Source organism: Cupriavidus sp. 01L415, assembly GCF_056400065.1.
The window spans coordinates 95,844-113,451 of sequence record NZ_JBFTSP010000016.1 but is presented as its reverse complement, the minus strand read 5'-3'; the positions used below and the strand labels follow the sequence as shown (position 1 = coordinate 113,451).

The 17,608-nt window shown below is 68.8% G+C and carries 13 protein-coding genes; 9 read left to right on the top strand and 4 right to left on the bottom strand.

Going from position 1 to position 17,608, the window contains the following annotated elements:
* The first annotated feature begins 644 nt into the window (after positions 1 to 644).
* Together AC1DOX_RS21050 and AC1DOX_RS21045 are read left to right on the top strand one after the other, a co-directional pair.
* Positions 645 to 1,901, top strand: a complete 1,257-nt coding sequence (locus AC1DOX_RS21050) for an MFS transporter (protein ID WP_441620389.1) — start codon at positions 645 to 647, stop codon at positions 1,899 to 1,901.
* Between the two features lie 161 nt (positions 1,902 to 2,062).
* Positions 2,063 to 2,980, top strand: a complete 918-nt coding sequence (locus AC1DOX_RS21045; protein WP_441620387.1) for a helix-turn-helix domain-containing protein — start codon at positions 2,063 to 2,065, stop codon at positions 2,978 to 2,980.
* A gap of 267 nt (positions 2,981 to 3,247) precedes the next feature.
* On the opposite strand, the gene edd is transcribed toward AC1DOX_RS21045, so the two are convergent.
* Positions 3,248 to 5,074 carry a phosphogluconate dehydratase gene (gene edd / locus AC1DOX_RS21040; RefSeq protein WP_441620385.1) on the bottom strand — a complete coding sequence of 609 codons (1,827 nt, stop codon included), beginning with the start codon at positions 5,072 to 5,074 and terminating at the stop codon, positions 3,248 to 3,250.
* Between the two features lie 425 nt (positions 5,075 to 5,499).
* On the opposite strand from edd, the gene zwf reads away from it, so the two are divergent.
* Genes zwf through AC1DOX_RS21015 form a run of 5 tightly spaced genes read left to right on the top strand, consistent with a single transcriptional unit; the run spans position 5,500 to position 10,787 of the window.
* Positions 5,500 to 6,948 carry a glucose-6-phosphate dehydrogenase gene (gene zwf / locus AC1DOX_RS21035; protein WP_092139439.1) on the top strand — a complete coding sequence of 483 codons (1,449 nt, stop codon included), beginning with the start codon at positions 5,500 to 5,502 and terminating at the stop codon, positions 6,946 to 6,948.
* Between the two features lie 56 nt (positions 6,949 to 7,004).
* Positions 7,005 to 7,685, top strand: a complete 681-nt coding sequence (gene pgl / locus AC1DOX_RS21030; protein WP_441620383.1) for a 6-phosphogluconolactonase — start codon at positions 7,005 to 7,007, stop codon at positions 7,683 to 7,685.
* Between the two features lie 2 nt (positions 7,686 to 7,687).
* The gene (locus AC1DOX_RS21025; RefSeq protein ID WP_441620381.1) at positions 7,688 to 8,716 is read left to right on the top strand and encodes a glucokinase; all 1,029 of its coding nucleotides are present in this window, start codon (positions 7,688 to 7,690) and stop codon (positions 8,714 to 8,716) included.
* A 5-nt stretch (positions 8,717 to 8,721) separates the two neighbouring features.
* Positions 8,722 to 9,441 (top strand): response regulator transcription factor, encoded by a 720-nt coding sequence (locus AC1DOX_RS21020; protein ID WP_092139445.1) that lies wholly within the window; start codon positions 8,722 to 8,724, stop codon positions 9,439 to 9,441.
* Entirely contained in the window at positions 9,441 to 10,787 is a 1,347-nt protein-coding gene (locus AC1DOX_RS21015) for a sensor histidine kinase (RefSeq protein ID WP_441620378.1), read from the top strand. The genes AC1DOX_RS21020 and AC1DOX_RS21015 overlap by 1 nt, the downstream gene beginning before the upstream one ends.
* A gap of 137 nt (positions 10,788 to 10,924) precedes the next feature.
* Here the strand turns inward: AC1DOX_RS21015 and AC1DOX_RS21010 are convergent, their stop codons facing one another.
* Entirely contained in the window at positions 10,925 to 11,860 is a 936-nt protein-coding gene (locus AC1DOX_RS21010) for a 2-hydroxyacid dehydrogenase (protein WP_441620376.1), read from the bottom strand.
* Positions 11,861 to 12,168: 308 nt separating this feature from the next.
* Here AC1DOX_RS21010 and AC1DOX_RS21005 point away from each other — a divergent pair, with 308 nt between their 5' ends.
* Both AC1DOX_RS21005 and AC1DOX_RS21000 read left to right on the top strand, forming a co-directional pair.
* Positions 12,169 to 12,900: an SDR family oxidoreductase gene (locus tag AC1DOX_RS21005; protein WP_092139450.1), complete on the top strand. Its 732-nt coding sequence runs from the start codon at positions 12,169 to 12,171 to the stop codon at positions 12,898 to 12,900.
* Between the two features lie 524 nt (positions 12,901 to 13,424).
* Positions 13,425 to 15,299 carry an OPT/YSL family transporter gene (locus AC1DOX_RS21000; protein WP_441620374.1) on the top strand — a complete coding sequence of 625 codons (1,875 nt, stop codon included), beginning with the start codon at positions 13,425 to 13,427 and terminating at the stop codon, positions 15,297 to 15,299.
* Positions 15,300 to 15,320: 21 nt separating this feature from the next.
* On the opposite strand, the gene AC1DOX_RS20995 is transcribed toward AC1DOX_RS21000, so the two are convergent.
* Together AC1DOX_RS20995 and AC1DOX_RS20990 are read right to left on the bottom strand one after the other, a co-directional pair.
* Positions 15,321 to 16,730, bottom strand: a complete 1,410-nt coding sequence (locus AC1DOX_RS20995; RefSeq protein ID WP_441620372.1) for a heavy metal sensor histidine kinase — start codon at positions 16,728 to 16,730, stop codon at positions 15,321 to 15,323.
* Positions 16,727 to 17,401, bottom strand: coding sequence for a heavy metal response regulator transcription factor (locus tag AC1DOX_RS20990; protein WP_092139455.1), 675 nt, complete (start codon positions 17,399 to 17,401; stop codon positions 16,727 to 16,729). Before AC1DOX_RS20990 ends, AC1DOX_RS20995 begins: the two co-directional genes overlap by 4 nt.
* Between the last annotated feature and the right edge of the window lie 207 nt (positions 17,402 to 17,608).

Here is a 17,608-nt window from a genome sequence, read left to right as displayed (position 1 = left end):
CGAAGGACCAAACGAGAGGGAGTGTTCGAAGCCATGTCGATGCAACAGGCACTGCGTCAGATGCCCGCGCAAGTGGGGCGAGCGGGAGAAACGGACGGTGAAGCCGGACGCGCACCCGTCTGCGACGAAGCCGGTGGCCCGCGACATGAATCGGAGAGCACAGGGCTAACCTCAACCTCTCGAACCGCCCGGTGCGGACCCGCATGCCGGGTGGTGTGGCAAGGGCGCAGCCACGATGGCTGCCCCCTATGCCGATTCCAGCACTCTGGTTGCCGGCTTGCCGGCCTTCCTGCGTGTCGGAGGAGGACGTCGCCGTCCCCCGCCGACACCATCAGTACGCCAGCGACGCCTGGGTGTAGAACGTGCGCGGCTGGCACCACCCTCAACGCGGTGACCGTCGTCGGCAACTGGCTGGAAGCAAATTTGTGTCCGACCTGTGGTATTCATGCATCAACTTAGATACATGGAGGCACCGCCGCCCAGGCACTGGCTCGGCTAAAATTCCCTGCTTTGCCTGAGGACGCTTGTCCCGGGCGTCTTGGGACAGTCTGACGCGGCCCCGTTTGCCGTCGTCATGTGACTAAAGGGGCCTTTTGGCCTCTCGTCCTGCTCATCGTGCGTGTCGTGACGCACCCATACGCCCCATGTCCACCGCCACACCGCTGCCGGCCGCCGAGCCGGACACCGTTTTCCGCGATCCTGCCTTCCGGCATTTCTGGTTCGCCCGCCTGTGCACGACCATCGGGTACCAGATCTTCACGGTGGCGGTGGGGTGGCAGATGTACGACCTGACGCGCGACGCCTTCATGCTCGGCATGGTCGGGCTGGTGCAGTTCCTGCCCTCGATCGTGCTGCTGCTGATGTCCGGTCACGTGGCGGACCGCTTCGATCGCCGGCTGATCGTGCGCACATGCCAGGCGCTGGAGGCCGTGATTGCCGTGGCGATGGCCGTGGCCAGCTTCTCGGGCTGGGTCACCCGCGAGCACATCTTTGTCTTCGTGGCGCTCATCGGCGCGTGCCGTGCCTTCGAGACCCCCACGCTGCAGGCGTTGCTGCCGAGCGTGGTGACCCCGCGCCAGTTGCCGCGCGCCGTCGCGTTGTCGAGTTCGGCCGGGCAGACCGCCATCATCATCGGACCGGCGTTGGGCGGGTTTGCCTACGTGGCTGGGCCGGGCGTGGTCTATTCGATCAGCGCCGCGCTGTTTGCCATCGCCGCGATCCTGGTGGCGACGCTGAAGCTGCGTCAGGCCGCCCAGCGCCTGACTACGCCGGTCAGCCTCAAGACGCTGTTTGCCGGCTTTACCTATATCCGCAGCCACCAGGTGCTGCTGGGTGCGGTGTCGCTGGATCTGTTCGCCGTGCTGCTGGGCGGTGCCACCGCGCTGCTGCCGATCTATGCGCGCGACATCCTCCATACCGGCCCGTGGGGCCTGGGCCTTCTGCGCTCGTCGCCAGCCATCGGTGCGCTGGTCACGGCGCTCTGGCTGGCCCGGCATCCGCTCAACCGGCGCGTGGGCCGCGTGATGTTCGGCGCGGTGGCCCTCTTCGGCGCGGCGACGATGGTGTTTGGCATTTCGCATTGGTTGCCGCTGTCGATGGGCGCGCTGGTGGTGCTGGGCGCCTCGGACATGATCAGCGTGGTCGTGCGCCAGACGCTGGTGCAGCTCGATACCCCCGATGACATGCGAGGCCGGGTTGGCGCGGTCAACTCGGTCTTTATCGGCGCGTCCAACCAGCTCGGCGAATTCGAGTCCGGCGTCACCGCCGCGTTTCTCGGCCCCGTGGGGGCGGTGATGCTGGGTGGCGCGGGCACGCTGCTGGTGGTGGCCGCGTGGATGCGGCTGTTCCCGGCGCTGGCCACGCGAGACCGCCTCCATGACCATCCCGCGCAAGCGCGCTGACGTGCGTCGGACCTGTCCGCGTGGCGGAAGGGGCGGCCTGGCCGCCCTTTTTTCAGACCGGAGCGTACCCGTTTCTGCGTGCCGTCCGCGTGCGCGCATCGCCACCCTCATTGCCCGCCGCACTGCCCACATTCGCACGGCAGTCGCGCTATAGTCGCGCCATGCCGCACGCCTCCACGCCCCTCGACGGCAATGCCGTGTTCTCCGCACTCACGCAGTCGCGTGCGTCGCTGGAGCGCGCGTGCGCGCTGGGCGATGGCCTGGGCCTCGCGCTCTGGCGCAACCGCCACGACGACACCGCCTACGCGCGCCCGGGTCACCATACGATGTCGGTCTACCTCGAGGGCGGCTATTCGACGTATCGCCGCGATGCCCCCAACCGCAAGGGCGCGCCGGACCGCGTCTGCCTGTTGCCCGCCGAGCATGAGTCGCGCTGGCATGTGGGCGGCACCCAGCGCTTCCTGCATCTCTACTTCCAGCCGGAGCACCTGGCCTGGCATTGCGTGCGCGTGCTCGATACGGAGCCCCGGGCGTTGCAGTTGCAGGACCGCCTGTTTGCCGAGGACGATACGCTCGTCGCACTGAGCCGAAGGCTGGTGGCGCTCGACTGGCGCGATCCGGATGCGCGCATGGTCGGCAATGCGATGGCGCATGAGGCCGTGATGCATCTGCTGCGCTCGCATGGCGCGCGCAAACCACTGACCGACTGGCGCGGCGGGCTGTCCACCGCCGTGCGCCGCCGCGTGGCCGACTGGATCCACGCCCATCCGGCTAGCAACCCGACACTGGGAGAGCTGGCCGCGCTGGCAGACCTTTCCGAGTTTCACTTCGCGCGCATGTTCCGCGTCTCGTTCGGCATGCCGCCGCACGCGTGGGTGCTGCGCGTCCGGCTGGAACGCGCACAGGCGCTGCTTGGCGATGCGCGACTGTCGCAGCAGCAGGTTGCGGTCCAGGCGGGGTTCGCGTCGCCCAGTCACTTCAACAACCGCTTCCGCGCCGTCTATGGCGCGACGCCAGGCCAATGGCGCGCAGGCCGCGTCGCCACGATTACCTCGGCATCGTTGGGCGCCGGGCGGTAAGCGCAGGCATTTCCGCCTGCGCGCTCCCCATGCTGTAAAGGCTGCATGCGCATGCGCGTGCATGGGGGGTGGCTCCCCCGACGGAGTGATGCCGTCGCCGCGCCGGACGCCGGCCATGCTGGTCAACGTGTCACGCAGAAACGGGTACGCTTTGCCGGATTGACGGGCTGTGGCTGGTGGCACGTCCTTCGCAATGCGGAGCTGTTCAGCCACAGCGAGGCCGACGCCCGCGACGCCCGCAGGGCACCGCTGCGTCGGCTGAGCTGATCAGCTTTCCTCGGCAAACAATGAGCACGCGCCGGTCTCGGCTGTGCTCACATGCGCGCGGAACCCTCCGAACAGGTCGCGCCCCACGCCGTGCCGGTTGGCTGTCAGGTCGGGCCGCTCGATGGGTCGCGCGGCCCATTCGGCCGGGTCCACCTTGACGGTCAGCACGCCCGCCGGCGCGTCCACGCGGACGATGTCGCCGGTGCGCACCTTGCCGATATCGCCGCCGGTCAGTGCCTCCGGGCACACGTGGATCGCCGCGGGCACCTTGCCCGATGCGCCCGACATGCGCCCGTCCGTCACCATCGCCACGTGAAAGCCGCGATCCTGCAACAGCGTCAGCGTGGGCGTGAGCTTGTGCAGCTCCGGCATACCGCATGACGCCGGCCCCTGCCACGGCAGCACGGCCACGAAATCGCGCTCGAGCTCGCCGCGCTTGAAGGCGGCCAGCAGGTCGTCCTGTCGATGGAACACGATGGCCGGCGCCTCCACGACCTGATGCTCGGGTTTGACCGCCGAGGTCTTGATGACGCAGCGCCCGAGGTTGCCAGCGAGCAGCTTGATGCCGCCATCCGCCGCGAACGGCTGGTCCGCGGCGCGGACGATGGTGTCATCCAGCGTGGCCGCGGGGCCGTCGATCCAGGTCAGCTGGCCTTCGCGCAGCACCGGTTCGCGTGTGTAGTCGCCGAGGCCGCGACCCACGACCGTGGTCACGTCGTCATGCAGCAGCCCCAGGGACAGCAGGCCGCGGATCACCACGGGCAGTCCGCCCGCCGCCTGGAACTGGTTCACGTCCGCGCGGCCATTGGGATACACGCGCGCCAGCAGCGGCACCACGGCGGACAGCTCGTCGAAGTCGTCCCACGTGAGCTGGATGCCCGCCACGCGTGCCATCGCGATCAGGTGCAGCGTATGGTTGGTGGAGCCGCCCGTCGCCACCAGGCCGACGACCCCGTTGACGAACGCGCGCTCGTCGAGCACATCGGCAATCGGGGTATACCGGTCGCCGCCATGCACCAGACGCAACGCCTGGCGGGCGGATTCACGCGTCAGCGCCTCGCGCAGCGGTGTATTCGGGTTGACGAAGGCGGTGCCCGGCAGGTGCAGGCCCATGATCTCCATCAGCATCTGGTTCGAGTTGGCCGTGCCGTAGAACGTACAGGTGCCGGGGCCGTGGTACGACCGGGTCTCGGCCTCCAGCAGTTCCTCGCGGCCGATCTTGCCTTCGGCGTAGAGCTGGCGGATATGGGCCTTTTCGTCGTTGCCCATGCCCGTGGTCATCGGGCCGCCCGGCACGAATACGGCCGGCAGGTGGCCGAACGACAGCGCGCCCATCACCAGCCCGGGCACAATCTTGTCGCACACCCCGAGGTACAGCGCGCCGTCGAACATCTGGTGCGACAGCGCCACCGCGGTCGCCATCGCAATCACGTCGCGCGAGAACAGCGACAGGTCCATGCCATCCTGGCCCTGCGTCACGCCATCGCACATCGCCGGTGTGCCCCCCGCGAACTGCGCGGTGCCGCCGGCTTCCAGCGCGGCTTCCTTGAGCCACTGCGGAAACACGGCCAGTGGCTGGTGCGCGGACAGCATGTCGTTGTAGGCGGACACGATGGCCAGGTTGGGCCGCGCCTGCGCCTTGAGCCGGATCTTGGCATCCTCCGGCATGGCCGCCACGGCGTGGGCGAGGTTGGTACACGACAGATTGGCGCGTTCGACCTTCTGGCCGGCCATGGCGCGGGTGCGGTCGAGGTAAGCCTGCCGCGTGGCCGCGCTGCGGGACACGATCCGGGCCGTGACCCGTTCAAGGACTGGGTGACGTGGCATGGAGTTCTCCTGTAGGGCGCTATCAGCGTAGCCGAAAATTCTCCGCTGCGTGACCGCCAGCGCACCGGTGGTGGGGCCTGCGGCGTGCGTCGTCGACATCGGCGAATACCGGTGGGATCGATGGCGGACGGGGATGTTCCGGCGTCCCGAGACATGGCGATCCGCGCGGCGGCCTCGCCGGGAATCGCGGCGGATTGTGGCAAAAGCCGCACGCCTGCGAGCCGGCCGATGGCGCGTCGGATCCACGCAGAAACGGGTACGCTGCGCGCCGCATCGCGGTGCCGTGGGCCGGTTTTGCCACCTCGCCGCCGCATCATTTGCGGCACCTTCCCCTGCCCAAGCGGCAGCGAGTGACGTAACATGGCCGAACAAATGCGCCGCCCCGGGGGGCGCTCCCACATCCCCGCAAGGAGCCCAGGGTGAGCATGCCCGATTTCGACATGGTGCTGTTTGGTGGCACCGGTGACCTGGCGCGGCGCAAGCTGCTGCCGTCCCTCTTTGACGCGCATCGCGCGGGCATCCTGCACCCGTCCGCGCGTATCCTGGCCACCGGCAGCCACGCGCAGACCACCGAGCAGTACATCGCCACGCTGGAAGACACCGTGCGGCCGGCCCTGGAGCATGCGCCGCCGGAAGCCTGGGCGTCCTTCCTCGCGCGCATCTGCTACGTGCAGGCCGATGCACGCCAGCCGGCACACTTCGACGCGCTGGCCGAGAAGGTGCTCTCCCGCAAGCCGGAGGTCGTGGTCTGCTACCTGGCCACCGCCCCGCACATCTTCGTGCCGATCTGCGAGCAACTGGCGCGCACCGGCCTGAACACCCCCAACGTGCGCGTGGTCCTCGAAAAGCCGCTGGGCCACGACCTCGAGTCGTCCGAGGCGATCAACGCCGCCGTGGCGCAATACTTTGCCGAGGACCAGATCTACCGGATCGACCACTACCTGGGCAAGGAATCGGTCCAGAACCTGATGGCGATCCGCTTCGGCAACGCGCTGTTCGAGCCGCTGTGGCGCCGCGAATGGGTGCAGGACGTGCAGATCACCATCGCCGAGGAGCTTGGCGTCGAAACGCGCGGCGACTTCTACGACCGCACGGGCGCGCTGCGTGACATGGTGCAGAACCACCTGGTGCAGCTGCTGTGCATGGTGGCGATGGAGCCCCCGGCCAGCCTGTCCGAAGACGCCATCCGCGACGAGAAGATCAAGATCCTCAAGGCGCTCAAGCCCATCACGCCGCAGGACGTGGCCGAGAAGACCGTGCGCGGCCAGTATCGCGCCGGCGCGGTCGGTGGCAAGCCGGTGCCGGGCTATCTGGACGAGCAGGGCATCGCGTCCGACAGCCGGACCGAAACCTTCGTCGCCATCAAGGCCGAGATTGCCAACTGGCGCTGGGAAGGCGTGCCGTTCTATCTGCGCACCGGCAAGCGCATGCAATCGCGCGTGGCCGAAATCGTCATCCACTTCCGCGATGTGCCACACGCCATCTTTCCCAAGCCGCTCACCCTGTCGCCGCAGAACCGACTGGTGATCCAGCTGCAGCCCGAGGAAAGCATCCGGCTCTATTTCCTGGTCAAGCAGCCCGGCGACACGCTCGAGCTGACGCCCACCTCGCTCGATCTCGACTTCGCCAACTCGTTCAAGGTCCGCCGCGCAGGGGCGTATGAACGCCTGCTGCTGGACGTGATTCGCGGCCGCCTGGGTCTGTTCGTGCGGCGCGACGAGCAGGTGCAGGCCTGGCGCTGGGTGGAGCCGATCATCGACACCTGGGGCGAAAGCACCGTGCCGCCCAAGCCGTATACGGCGGGCACATGGGGGCCGGCGGCCTCCTCGGCGCTGATGTCGCGCGATGGCGCGCTCTGGCACGAAGAGGTCTGATTCGCGGCAGCCCCGACCACCCGACACTCCGACAACCCCGACCAAAGGAACCCGCCATGCGGCAATTCGAACACGCCTCCGTGATGGACCAGGCCGAATCGCTGGCGATTTCCGTCAGCCATGCGCTGGACCTCGTGATCCAGGCCAAGGGCTGGGCCGTGCTGGCCGTATCGGGTGGGCGATCGCCTGTGCCGATGTTCGAGCGCCTGCGCTACCGGCCGATCCGCTGGGATGCGGTGACCGTGACGCTGGTCGACGAACGCGTCGTCCCGCCGGACGACGCGGCCAGCAATGGCGCGCTGGTGCGCAACAGCCTGCTGCGGGAAGCGGCGGGCGTCGCCGCATGGGTGCCGCTGATCCAGGACGCGGCCGAGGCCACGCAGCCGCTGCGCGCCGTCGCGCGGCTCAACGAGCGTTTCCAGCAGCCGGACGTGGTGGTGCTCGGCATGGGCGAGGACGGTCACACGGCGTCGCTGTTTGCCGACGCGCCGGAACTGCAGACGGCGCTCTCCGACCCGGATCCCGGCTACCTCATCACGCATCCTTCCAGCGCGCCGCATGCGCGCATCACGCTGAACCTGGCGGCCCTGCTGGCCGCGGAGCGCACGTTCCTGGCGATTGCCGGCGAGAAGAAGGCCGAAGTTCTCGCGCGTGCGCTGGAGGCGCCCACACCGGCGCTGCCCGTCAGCCTGGTGCTGGCCCGGCATCGCCATGGCGTGGATATTTTCCGGACCTGACAATGGCCAAGGCTCGTCACGCTGCGCAACCGGCATCCTCCTATCCCCGTTTGCTTGCCGACGTGGGCGGCACCAACGTGCGCCTGGCGCTGGAGACCGCGCCGATGCAGATCGGCGACGTCAACGCGCTCAAGGTGGCGGACTTCCCGTCGCTGGAGGCCGCGATGCGGCACCACCTGCAGGGCATTGGCGGACCGCTGCCGCGTCACGCCTCGATCGGCCTGGCCAACCCGGTCACCGGCGACCACGTCAAGCTGACCAACCACAACTGGGCGTTCTCGATCGAAGCCATGCGGCAGGCGCTGCAACTCGACACGCTGGTGGCCATCAACGATTTCACGTCGCTGGCACTGGCGCTGCCGCACCTGCCCGCTGAAGGGCTCGCGCAAGTGCGCGCAGGCACGGCGGTGGCCACGGCGCCGCGTGCCCTGATCGGGCCGGGCACGGGGCTGGGCGTCTCGGGCCTGATTCTCGCGCCGGGCGGCGCCGCCGTGGCATTGGCGGGCGAGGGCGGGCATATCGAGGTCATGCCGGTCACGGATGACGAATGGATTGCCTGGCACGCGGCCCACAAGTCACTGGGCCGGGTGTCCGCCGAACGGCTGCTGTCGGGCATGGGCCTGTCTCATATCCATGCCGCGCTGGCCGCAGAAACGGGTACGCTTTTGCCCAAACCCCTCACGCCGGCGCAGGTTACCGAGGGAGCCATCCAGACCGGCGATCCCTTGTGCCGGCGCGCGTTTGCGGCGTTTTGCGGCCTGCTGGGATCGGTGGCGGCGGACGTGGCGCTGGTCCTTGGTGCCCGGGGTGGCGTCTATATCGGCGGCGGCATCGTGCCGCGCTTTGTCGATGCGGTGCGCGCCTCGCCTTTCGGCGAACGCTTTGCCGCCAAGGGCCGCATGGGCAACTACCTGGCCGACATCCCGGTCTTCGTGATCACGGCCGACTATCCCGCGCTGCCGGGCCTGGCCCGCGCGCTGGCGGACCGGCTCGACGACGATATGCGTCACGCCGCGACGCCCCATTCCTGAACGACATGCGTGTACTGCTGGTGGAAGACGACGCCATGATTGGCGAGAGCGTGAAGGTCGCGCTGCGCCAGGAAGGCTTTACCGTGGACTGGGTGCGCGATGGCGACGCCGGGCTGGATGCCGCATCGGACCAGCACGGTCCGCGCGCTGATGGCGGCTACGATCTGGTCCTGCTGGACCTCGGCTTGCCGCGACGCTCGGGGCTGGATGTCCTGCGCGCCATGCGCGCGCGCAACGTGCGCACCCCGGTGCTCATCCTCACCGCGCGCGACGCGGTGGCGGACCGCGTGGCCGGCCTGAACGCGGGCGCCGACGACTATCTGATCAAGCCGTTCGACCTGCAGGAACTGGCCGCAAGGATGCACGCGCTGGCCCGCCGCGCCGAGGGCCGCGCCGAGCCGGTGCTGCGCTATGGCGACATCGTGCTGAACCCTGCCACGCGCGAGGCCACCCGGCAGGGCACGGCGATTCGCCTGTCGGCGCGCGAGTTCGCGCTGCTCTCGGCGCTGATGGCGCGCCCCGGCAAGGTGTGGTCCGTCGCGCAGCTGCAGGAGCGGCTCTACGGCTGGGATGACGAGGTGGGCAGCAATACCGTCGAGGTCTATATCCATGCGCTGCGCCGCAAGTTCGGGGCCGCACTGATCCGCAACATCCGGGGGGTCGGCTACGTGATGCCGCAGCTCGACGACCAGGCGGCCAGCAGCGCCGAGGGGACGCCGGACTGATGCGATCGATTCAACGTACGTTGCTGTGGTGGCTGGCCGCGGGGCTGGCGGCGGGCATCGCCGTGGCCACCGGGCTGATCTACGCGCAGGCCCGGCAGGAAGCCAACGCGCTGTTCGACTACCAGATGAAGCAGGTGGCGGCGGCGCTGCCGAGCCAGTTCTCGAATCCCGTGGCGCCCCCGCCGTTCGATGCCGGCAGCGGAGGCGCCAACGCGGACCTGCTGCATGCCGACGAGGACGTCGTCATCCATATCTGGGACGGTTCCGGTCGCAGTCTCTATCTGTCGCATGCGCATCCCGTGTTGCCGCCGCGCGCGGAACTGGGCTTCTCCGATGTGCGGACCGATTCGGGCGAGTGGCGCATCTACAGCGTCCAGCTCGGGCCGGCCGTGGTGCAGATCGCCCAGCCGCTGAGCGCGCGTCGCACGCTGGCCGCGCATATGGCGCTGCGTACGGTGGCACCCCTGCTGCTGCTGCTGCCGCTGCTCGGCTGGCTGGTCTGGATGGCGGTGGGACGCGGATTGCGGCCCCTGCGCGAGATTGCCGCCGAAGTGCAAGCGCGCGATGCCAGTACGCTGGCGCCACTGGCCCTGCGCCAGATGCCCGATGAGATCGCGCCGCTCTCGCACGCGCTGAACCAGTTGCTGGCAAGGCTGGCGCAGGCGATCGACACCCAGCGCGCGTTTGTTGCCGACGCGGCCCACGCCTTGCGTACGCCGCTGGCTGCCTTGCAACTGCAGGCGCAACTGGTGGAGCGTGCCGGCAGCCCGGAGGCCCGGCAGGAAGCCGTCGGCCAGCTCCGGCGCGGCCTGGAGCGTCTGACGCACCTGGTGGCCCAGCTCCTGACGCTGGCGCGCCAGGAGCCCGGTGCCGCGCCGCCGCCGCACGAGCCGGTGGACCTGCGCGCGCTGGCCGCGGAAGTCGTGGCCGAGATGGCGCAGGCGGCCATCGACCGCGATATCGACCTCGGGCTCGAGGCCACGGCGGCAGGCGAGGCGCCCGTCACGATTCGCGGCGATGCCGATGCGCTGCGCATCCTGCTGACCAACCTCATCGACAATGCGCTCTGCTACATCCCGGCCGGGAGCCGCGTCGACGTGCACGTGATCCCCCAGGCGAACGGCAAGGCCGTCACGCTGGAGGTCACGGACAACGGCCCGGGCATTCCGGCGACCGAGCGGGCGCGCGTGTTCGACCGCTTCTATCGCGCCCCGGAGGCGCCGACGGGCGGCAGCGGACTGGGGCTGGCCATCGTGGCCGAGATCGCGCAATCGCACGGCGCCCATGTATCGCTGGAAGACGCCGCACCGGGCTTGCGGGTGCGGACGGTGTTTCCGGCGGCGTGAAGCGCCGGAAGGCCGGCTACCTGAATGCGGAACCGCGCGGCGGCTGCGCGATTGATGGCCTGTCTCGAAGGCCCGGATAGCGCGGATAGCCGCTAGCCCGGTCGCAAGGGCCAGCCGGCAGCATCCGAAGGCAGCGTTCAGTTCACTGGCGCGAACAGCGGCTCGCCCGCAAAGTGGCGGCGGGCGTTCTCGATGAACTGATTGACCGAGGCCTGCACGGCTTCCGGCGACCAGCCGGCCATGTGCGGCGTCAGCACGACGTTCGGGCAATCGAACAATTCCACCGGCGGCGCCGGCTCGCTTTCGTATACGTCGAGCCCCGCGCCGCCGAGTTCGCCGGCGTGCAGCGCGTCGGCCAGCGCCGACGTGTTGACCACGCTGCCGCGCGCGATATTCACCAGGAAGCCGTTCGGCCCCAGCGCGCGCAGCACCGGGGTATCGACCAGATGGCGCGTATCCGCGCCGCCCGGCGTGGCGATCACCAGATAGTCCGCCCATTCGGCCAGTGCCCTGACGTCAGCGAAATACTCGAACGGCACATCCGGGCGCGCCCGGCGGTTGTGATAGCCGATCTCCAGATCAAAGCCCTGCCCGCGCTGCGCAATGCGGCGGCCGATGGTGCCCAGGCCGACGATGCCCAGGCGCTTGCCGGACAGGTTGGGCGGCAGCGGCAACACGTTGCGCCAGATGCCGTCGCGCGTGGCGCGGTCCAGCGCCGGCACGCGGCGCACTGTGGCCAGCAGCAGCGCCATCGCGTGGTCCGCCACGCAGCTGTCGTTGGTGCCGGCGCCATTGCCCACGGCAATGCCGCGCGCGCGGCATGCGGCGATGTCGATGTTCTCGTACCCGGCGCCCAGCGCGCAGACCAGTTCCAGTTCCGGCATGGCGCCGATCTCGTCGGCGGTCAGGCCCGTGGAACCGTTGGTCAGCACCGCGCGGAAGCGCGTGCCGTGAGTGGCCACTTCGGCCACGCGCCCTGCAGACGTTGGGGCGTAGCGGATATCGTAGGCCTCACCGATGCGGGCGAGATGGTCGGAATCAATCTGGATCAGGACAAGCAGGGCGGGCTTCATGACGTGACAGCGGGGCAACGGAGGAAGAGGACGTAATGGGGAGTGCCGGGGCGTTGCCATGCACGGCGGGGCGGATGGCGCACAAACCGACGCCACATTCTATGCCCGGACCCGAAATGCCGCTCGACCAGTTTGGCCTGCTGGTGCCCCGAGGCGGGCGCCGGATGCGGCCCCCCTGCGCCCGATTATCAAATCCTCGACAACAGTGATTCCTCCACGCGCCCGATGATGCGGCGCGCGGATTTGGCCACAATCGTTGGTGTTGGCTGGCAAGCCTGCTGGCCGGATCCCGTACAAGGAGCGACCCCATGTTTCCCGATTTTTCTTCCGCACGCGTGCTCGTCGTCGGTGGCAGTTCCGGCATCGGACTGGCCACGGCCAAGGCCTTCGCTGCCCACGGCGCCCAGGTGACCATTGCCTCGCGCAATGCGGACAAGGTTGCCGCCGCCGTTGCCGAGGCCTCGGCCGGGGCGCGCGGCACGGTGCAGGGCGCGCAGATCGATACGACCCGCGACGACGACGTGGTGCGCTTCTTCGCCGACGGCCAGCCGTGGGATCACGTGGTGGTGTCCGCCGCGCAGACGCCGACCGGGCAGGTGCGCAAGCTGCCGCTGGCCGATGCCTACGCCGCGTTCGACAGCAAGTTCTGGGGCGCGTACCGCGTGGCGCGTGCGGTGCAGATTCGCGATGGCGGGTCGCTGACGCTGGTCTCCGGCTTCCTCGCCACGCGGCCGAGCAAGGCCTCGGTGTTGCAGGGCGCGATCAACGCCGCAGTGGAGGCGATTGCCCGTGGGCTGGCGCTGGAGCTGTCGCCGGTGCGCGTCAACACGGTGTCGCCGGGGCTGATCGCCACGCCGCTGTGGGACAAGCTCGATGCCACCGCGCGCCAGTCGATGTATGACGGCGCGGCCGCCAGCTTGCCGGCAAAGCGCGTCGGCCAGCCGGAAGACGTCGCCAACGCGATCCTCTACCTGGCCGGCACGCCGTTCAGCACGGGCAGCACCGTGCTGGTCGACGGCGGCGGGGTGATCGCAGGGTGATTGCAGGGTGATTGCCTGAGGCCTGGAAGACGGCCAGCCAGCGGCATCGGGGATGGTCCGGCGAGCCATCGTCACGCGTGCTTCGCGTGGCTTTCACGTGGTCATCGAGCAGTGATCGCGCAGTCGGCGATTCACGCAGAATCGGGTACGCTTTGGCGCGCAGACGCGCTGCGCCGTCCCGCGCCAGCCCTGATGGCATAAGGGCTGGCGGGGAATTCGAAAGGCGCTCCACAGGCCTCTGGCGCGCGCGCAGAAACGGGTACGCTTTTGCCGCGCTCCGCGCTCCGCGCTCCGCGCTCCGCGCTCCGCGCTCCGCGCTCGGCGCTCGGCGCTCCGCGCTCGGCGTCTCGCGTTCCGCGTTCCTCGTCTCGCTTCCCCCATCTCCCCTCTCCCCTCACACCTCTCGCCTCCCGTGCTTCTTGCCCTGAGGCGATCTCCCGCCACGATCGTGCTGACGGGCGAGCCTTTCCCGTATGCTTGCGATCAGGTTCGCGACGGCGAGCCACCGTTGCCGAATCGCTCCCATGTCCTCCACCGTGACCCAACCCGCGCCCCGCTGGCGCTGGCTCCCCGCCCCGGGCAGCTGGCAGTACCACGCCTTGCTCGGGGCGGCCGGCATGCTAGTGCTGGGGCCGCTGGGCGGCGTGGCGGCGGCCTATATGAACTTCTCGCTCGGCTTCTTCGTGGGCGGGCAGGTGCTGGCCGGCATCCTGGGCTCGGCGGTCACCGCCGGTTATGGCGCGGCGGGGCGGCATGGCGCCAACTACATTCAGACCGCGGCGGCTTCCGTGGCCGGCATGGGCGGCATGGCCGTCGTGATCCAGGCGATGGGATGGATGGGCATGGCCGCGCCGTCGCTGTGGCAGCTGATCGGCTACATGCTCTGCATCGGCATGTATGGCGTCGGCGTCGGCATGCTGTATACGCCGTTGCTGGTCGATCGCATGCAACTGACGTTTCCGTCCGGACTGGCCGTGGCGAATATCCTGCGCGCGCTGACTGACCCTGTGCTGCTGCGGCGGTCGGTGGCGCGGCTGGCCGGTGGCATGGGGCTCGGCGTGGTGGCGGGTGTCGGCGCCACGCGCATCGCGTTCCTGGGCGCCATCGACTTGTCGGCTTCGACGTTCGGCGCCGGCATGATCGTCGGTGCCCGGATCGGGCTGGCCGCGCTGGTCGGCGGGCTGGCGGGCTGGGCCCTGACGCCTTACTTCGTGTCGATTGGCTGGCTGGCGCCGGGCGATCCGTACCGCAAGATCACCTTCCTGTTCGCGCTGGGGATGATCATGGGTGCGGCGGCGGTCGACGTGTCGCTGCTGCTGGTGCGCGCGTGGCGGCAGACGCGGTCGGGTTTGCCGTCCGCCGTCGGCGACAGGGATCGCGACGCAGCCAGGGTCGCAGATCCGTTCGCAACGCTCGACGCGGATGGCAACAAGGTTCGCGACAAGGTTCGCGGCAACCGGCGCCCCGCATCGCCGCCGATGCGCTGGATCGCGTTGTGGGTCGTGTTCTGGGGCGCAGCCGTGGTCGCCACCGGTTCGATGTGGTTTGGCCAGCCGGTCGGCTATCAACTGATGGCCGTGGTGCTGGTGCTCGTGTTCGCGCTGGTCAACGGCATCTCGGTGGGGATGGTGGACCAGAACCCGATCTCCTCCGCCTTCGTGCTCACGGTCATCCTGATGGCTGCCGTGGGGTTGCGCCAACCGCATGTCGGCCTGATTGCCGCGACGGTGCTGCTGATCTCCACCGCCGAGGCCTGCGACATGCAGCAGGACCGCTCCACGGGCTGGCGGCTCGGGACCGATCGCATGGTGCAGTTCGGCTATCAGGTGGTCGGCATCATCGTGGGCGCGGTGCTGGCCGTGCTGCTCGCGCGGCTGTTCATGCAGGCCTATCCCGTGCTGTGGCTTGACCAGACCACGCTGCCGGCCGACCAGCAGCCGGCGCGGTGGACGTCGGCCATGACCTACAAGATCGTTGGCGCGCTGCGCAGCATGACGGAAGACAAGCCGTACCAGCGGCTGGCCGTGTGGATCGGACTGGGGATCGGACTCGCGACCGAAATCCTGCGCAAGCTGATCCTGGGGTCGGCACGCTACCGGCGATTTGCCACGACCGGCCGCGCGGGGCGGATCTGCGATTTCCTTCTCGATGCCATCGTGCTGCCGTCGCCGTACGCGTCGTCGTTCGGTGGTTTTGTGAACCTGCCTGCGGCCGCGTGGATGGCAGCTGGCGGCGTGCTGGCGAGCGTGGCGGAAAGTCGGGCGGCTCCGACGCCGAAAGACGCAGGCCTGCCGGAAGATATGAGTACGACCTCGCTGGTGGGCGGTGGCCTGATCGCGGGCGATGCCCTCGCGGCGCTCGGCCTCGGACTGATCGGGTTGGTTGCCGTCGTAAGCTAAGAGGCCGTTTCAGTTCCGCCTCTACACCTGACCCACCGGCGTCCGCCCGGGAAACTCCAGGCGGAATCTCGTCACCTTGCCGGGGGTCGACTCGGCTTGCACCGAGCCATGATGCAGATCCATGATGGTCTTCACGATGGCCAGTCCAATGCCCGAGGATTCCCCCGAATTGGCGCGCGCCGGGTCTCCACGGAAGAATCGGTCAAACAACCGGGGCAGATGGTCGGGCGCGATGCCGGGCCCCGGATTGCACACCTCGATGCGCGCCTGCCCGCCCTCCTCGCGTCCCACCAGCACAATCGCTTCCCCGGCAGGCGTGTATCGAACCGCGTTCGAGATCAGGTTGCCGATCGCACGCCGCAGCAGCATCGGATCGGCGAATACCTTGCCGTGCGCGTCAACGCGAATCGTCACCTCCCTGGCTTCCGCCAGCAGCTCGAAGTAGTCGGCCTGCCGCGCCAGTTCATCGGCCAGGTCGAGCATCGTGCAATGCATGGCCACGCGCGCATTGTCCGCGCGAGCCAGGAACAGCATGTTCTCGATCATGCGTGCCAGGCGCTCGTATTCTTCGACGTTCGATGCCAGCAGCGCCTGATATTCCTCCGTGGAGCGGTCGCTCGACAACGTCACCTGGGTCTGGCCGAGCAGGTTGCCGATCGGCGTGCGGAAGTCGTGCGCCAGGTCCATCGAGAACTGTGAAAGCCGGTCGTATCCCTCGTGCAGTCGCGCGATCATCTGTTGCAGCGCCAGCGCGAGTTCCCTGAGTTCCAGCGGCAGCTCCGCAGGATCGATGGCGAGGTCGGCGCTGGAGAAGGTGATCGCCTGCGTGCCGGCGGCGATGCGTCGCAGCGGCGCCATGCCGGCGCGCAGCGCCGCGTACCCGAGGCCGCCTGCCGTCAACGCCCCCAGCAACGTGGCCAGCGCCAGTTTCCAGCGATAGGCGCGCAGCAGCGCCATGCGGGAAATCGCCATCTGGTAGACCACCACCTGCATCGGCGTATCGACCTCCGGCATCCGCGCCATCAACCGAATGCCGCGTACCGGGTGACCGTTCACGCCTACCCAGCTGTGGATCGCGCTGGCGTCGACGGGGGCGTCCATGGCCAGCGAGGGGAAGTCGGGCGGTGATCCGGCGTTGGCATTCGCCGTGACCCGGACCCTGCCATCCGCGCCCCGCACCGTCAGCGCGAACTCGTCATTCCCGGACACGATGCGGCTCAGCTCGCGCCATCGATCGTTGCCGGCGACATGGTGCTCGGCCAGCTCCGCGCGCACGCGCGTGGCCTTGCGCATCAGCTCCGCGTCGTCGCGCTCGACGATCTGCATGGCCAGCGCGCGATAGAGATAGGTGCCCACGGCCCCGAAGGCACAGCCCGCGACCAGCGCGAAGGCCAGTGCAAGGCGCGTCGTGAGCGAATAGGCTCGTTTCACGGTTGCCGCTTCTCGAGCACGTAGCCGATGCCGCGCACGCTGTGAATTAGCTTGGGCGCGAAATGGTCGTCCATCTTGGCGCGCAGCCTGCGAACGGCCACATCGACGACGTTGGTGTCGCTGTCGAAATTCATGTCCCAGACGTGGGAGGCGATCTGGGTGCGGCTCAACACTTCGCCATGACGCCGGGCCAGGAAGTGCAGCAGCGCGAACTCGCGCGGGGTCAGGTCGATGCGTTGGCCGGCGCGGTTCACCCTGTGGCGGATGAGATCGATCTCCAGGTCCTCGATCTCGATCCGGTCGGCTTCGCGTACCGGCCCGCGCCGCAGCAGCGTGCGCACGCGCGCCAGCAGTTCGACAAACGCGAAAGGCTTGGCGAGGTAGTCGTCGCCGCCCAGCTCCAGGCCGCGTACGCGGTCCTCCACTTCGTCGCGCGCGGTCAGGAACAGCACCGGTGTGTCCTTGCGTTCGCGCAGTTGCCGCAGGAGGTCCCAGCCGTTCATGCCCGGCAGCATCACGTCGAGGATGATCAGGTCGTATTCGTGCTCCGTGGCCTGGTGCAGACCATCGCCGCCCGTCACGGCCAGATCCACGACAAAGGAGGACTCCGTCAGGCCCTTGCGCAGGTATTCACCTGTCTTCGGTTCATCTTCCACCACCAGGATCCTCATCACCGCTCCCCTTCCGTGCATTGCCGCGTGTTGCCATATCCGGCATGGCGTTGCCCGCCAGCCATTGCGAGCCGATCTTAGCGCCGGCCCTCGCGGCAGTGGATGACAAGACTGTAATCGTTTCGTTCGCATCCGGCACCCCGCCCGCTCCATAGAATCCGCAGGACTCGCCAGCCCCCCGCCCGCAGGGCCGGACGCATGGCGGGC